The 3,671-nt window shown below is 45.5% G+C and carries 3 protein-coding genes and 1 pseudogene; 2 read left to right on the top strand and 2 right to left on the bottom strand.

The window, feature by feature from the left end; translation table 11 throughout:
• A pseudogene (locus tag RYL88_RS12205) lies at window positions 1–724 on the bottom strand (hypothetical protein); the annotation flags it as partial.
• On the bottom strand, window positions 725–1,747 hold the full coding sequence (gene ilvC, locus RYL88_RS12200; RefSeq protein ID WP_295140633.1) for a ketol-acid reductoisomerase: 1,023 nt from the start codon (window positions 1,745–1,747) through the stop codon (window positions 725–727).
• A gap of 151 nt (window positions 1,748–1,898) precedes the next feature.
• On the opposite strand from ilvC, the gene RYL88_RS12195 reads away from it, so the two are divergent.
• Together RYL88_RS12195 and RYL88_RS12190 are read left to right on the top strand one after the other, a co-directional pair.
• Complete coding sequence (locus RYL88_RS12195) at window positions 1,899–2,717, top strand: HDOD domain-containing protein (RefSeq protein ID WP_314991646.1); 819 nt, start codon at window positions 1,899–1,901, stop codon at window positions 2,715–2,717.
• Window positions 2,714–3,671: RNB domain-containing ribonuclease (locus RYL88_RS12190; RefSeq protein WP_314991643.1), on the top strand; the 958-nt coding region annotated here is incomplete at its 3' end. The genes RYL88_RS12195 and RYL88_RS12190, both read left to right, overlap by 4 nt.

Below are 3,671 nucleotides of genomic sequence, written 5' to 3'. Positions count from 1 at the left end.
TTTGCGCGCCGAAATCTATAGTAAATTTAGGACTTTTTAGCGTCTGCTCTAGAGCATCGCTTTGCGTTTTGTTTGCGCTTTTTGAGGCCTGGGTGCCGTTAAATTCGTCGTTTCGTTCGCCGTATGTATCGGGTAAGTTTAGATTTTCATTTCCTCGTCCATCCTTTTTAACTAGGTCGTTTTTTACCGCACCTTCAAGCTCGGAAGGATCGCGCGACTCAAGAGAAATTTTATCGCGCGCGATGACGTTTTGACGCTTTACGAATTTCGTTCGCTCGTCTTGGTCGTCGTTTAAAAAACCCGAACCAAGCTCGCTTTGCGTATGCGAAGCCCGTAAAAAAGCCGCGCCTGCGCCGTCATCTTTATTTTCTAAATTTGCCTCATTTAACGAAGCTTGCGCAAAAAGAGCTTTGATGTCCGTTAAATTCGCTCTAGAATGTACGCCAGAGTCGCTATTTTGGACTTCGCTCGCATCCTCGGCACCGGACTTAAACGATGCTAAATTCGCCGTTTCTTCTTTTTTAGAAACGCTTAGATACTCTTGCGCCTTTGCGATGAGTTTTTCGGCGGCATACGGCTTAAATTTAACGTCCAAAAAATAAAATGCGCCGACGAGCAGGATACAGGCGATAAAAATAGCGGAAAACGGTAGCTTAAATCCGCCTCGCAAGCGCCCTTTTTTAGGACGCTTTTTGACGGATCTTTTTCTGGATTTTGAGTTCAATTAATTTTTGCTTTGGTCGATGAGTTTGCCCGAGCTGATCCAAGGCATCATAGAGCGTAGTTTTTTGCCGGTTTGATTTAGCAGGCTTCTTTCGGCGATACCGCGCTCTGCGTTCATGCGGACGTATCCGGCCTTGCGTTCTAGGATGAAGTCTTTTGCGAATTTACCGTTTTGGATCTCTTTTAAAATTTCCTTCATCGCCTTTTTGCTGTCTTCGCCGATGACGCGCGGTCCGCTCACATAGTCGCCGTACTCTGCAGTATTTGAGATAGAGTAGCGCATATCGGCCATACCGCCTTGATACATTAGATCTACGATTAGTTTTAACTCGTGAAGGCACTCAAAATACGCCATCTCAGGCTCGTATCCGGCATCTACTAGCGTCTCAAAGCCTGCGTTTACCAGCGCGCAAAGTCCGCCGCAAAGCACCGCCTGCTCGCCGAAAAGATCGGTCTCGGTCTCGTCTTTAAATGTAGTTTCTATAATGCCCGTTCTGCCGCCGCCGATCGCGCTAGCGTAGCTTAGAGCCAGCTCTTTGGCTTTTCCGCTCGCGTTTTGCTCTACGGCGATTAGATCGGGGATGCCGCCGCCGCGAACGAATTCGCTTCTTACCGTATGGCCGGGCGCTTTTGGAGCGATCATGATGACGTCGATGTCTTCAGGAGCTTTGATCTGTCCGAAATGCACGTTAAATCCGTGTCCAAATGCGATCGCCGCGCCGCTTTTAAGGTTAGGTTTAATCTCTCGCTCGAAAATTTCGGCCTGAAGCTCGTCGGGAGTTAAAATCATAACGACGTCGGCGGCCTTTGCGGCTTCTGCTACCGTTTTTACCTCAAAGCCCTTTGCCTCGGCCTTCGCCCAGCTTCTACCGCCTTTTGCCAGACCCACGATTACCTTTACGCCGCTATCGCGCAAATTTTCGGCGTGCGCGTGTCCTTGCGAACCAAAACCTATCATCGCGACGGTTTTGCTTCTAATCAAGCTCAAATCGCAATCTTTATCGTAATAAATATTTACAGCCATTTTGCATTCCTTTGTTTTAAGATAAATTTGCGTGATTATACTATTTGCGCGCTGAAATAAACTTGACTTAGACTCGATTTAAGTTTATTAAAAAGCCTTTTAGTGTAAAATTGCAGATTATAAAAATTTATAGATACAGAGTGTAAAAATTATGAATGATTCAATCTACAAACATATAAAGGCGCTCCCTCCGCTAGACGATACGGTAGTAAAAGTCCAAGCCGTCTGTTCAAACGAAAATAGTTCGCTAGGCGACCTAGCTCAGATAATCGCCAAAGACCCGATGCTAACGGCGAATATTTTACGCTCGGCAAATTCTCCGCTTTACGGATTTAGTCGCGAAATAACGACTATCGAAAAGGCCGTGTCGCTTTTTGGTATGGCGACCGTACGCGGTTTTGCGCTCTCAAGCGCCGTTAAAAAGAACTTTAAGATAAATTTAGACCCTTACGGCATTACTAGCCACGACTTTTTAAATATTTCCATAATGCAAAATGCCCTCACGTACAACTGGTACTCTAAGATCGACGCGAAAGAACTCGCCGTGTTAAGCCCCGCTTCGTTTATGTTAGAAGTCGGCAAAATCGTGATTTCTCATGAATTAAACGAAAAAGGCAAGGCGGACGAATTTAGAAAAAGATTAAAAGAAATTTCAAATCCATTTGATCTATCCGATCTAGAAACCGATATCGTAGGCATCTCAAACGAAACGGTAACGGCTAAAATTTTCGAACAATGGAACCTAGAAACCGAGCTAGTAGACGCGATATATTATTCAAACGATCCAGACGATGCGCCCGAGCACATCAAAGACTACTCAAAAGCGCTCAGGGTCGTCAAAAACGCCGTAAATATCTTTAGCCAGCTTAGCGACGACGGACTACAAAATACGCTAATGTGTCTCGACGAATACGGCTTTGCGCAAGATAAATTTTTAGAAGCCGTCGCAAAAGTCAAAGCGAATTTGTGAAAGAATTTTTAACCAAACTACTTGACGGAGCAAGCGAAAAGGAAGTCGCCTCCGCCGATAAAGAAATCCTACGAAATTTACTAAATTTAAACGCCGTAAGCCGCCACAAAGATCGTTACTATCTAAATAACGGCTTTGTCTGTGGCAAACTCGATATAAGCGCAAACGGCACGGGCTTTTTGGCGCCTTATGACAAACGATTTAAGCAAGATATAATAATAGAAAATAAAAATTTAAACGCCTCGCACTACGGCGACATCGTGCTAGCAAAGCTTTTGCCGCTAAAGAAAAAACGCCAAAGCGCCAAAGTCGTGATGACGCTAAAACTCGCCAACGAAACGAGCGTAATCTATACCAAGCAAATAGGCTCGGTAATCCTTGGCGTAAACGTTAAAACCGGACTTAGCTCGGCTCTAAAAGCGTCGCAAAAATCGCTAAAAATGCTACCGCCGGGCACGCTACTAAAAATTAGCAACATAAATAACGAAATAGTCGAAGTCATCGGCAATATCAACGACCCGCTTAGCGACGAGAAAATCTCGCTTGCCGTATTTAACAAAAACGACGAATTTAACGAGGAGTGCGAAGCCCAGGCGCTCGCATGGGGCGACGAGGTCGATGCTGCGATGTATCCGCAAAGGATAGATTTAAGGAAACTGCCTTTTTGCACGATCGATCCGGTCGATGCCAAAGACTTTGACGACGCGATATATTTTGACGAGAAAAAGCGCGAAATTTACGTCGCGATCGCAGACGTCAGCGAATACGTCACTCCCTACTCTCCGATAGATGCAGAGGCCAAAACGCGCGGATTTTCGGTATATTTTCCGCACAAAGCCGTGCCGATGCTGCCGCGAAATTTGAGCGAAAATATCTGCTCTTTAAAGCCAAGCGTCGCGCGCCTTGCGTTTTGTTTCAAAATCACGCTAGACGAAGAGGACGAAGTAGTAAAAG

The organism is uncultured Campylobacter sp. (assembly GCF_963517995.1).
Classification (GTDB): Bacteria; Campylobacterota; Campylobacteria; order Campylobacterales; family Campylobacteraceae; genus Campylobacter_A.
Note: the sequence above shows the minus strand (reverse complement) of the source record. Positions and strands in the feature narration are given on the sequence as shown.

Excerpts from the sequence above, each read along its gene's own strand:
- ilvC (WP_295140633.1), bottom strand. The coding sequence starts at position 1,747 with ATGGCTGTAAATATTTATTACGATAAAGATTGCGATTTGAGCTTGATT.
- RYL88_RS12195 (WP_314991646.1), top strand. The coding sequence starts at position 1,899 with ATGAATGATTCAATCTACAAACATATAAAGGCGCTCCCTCCGCTAGAC.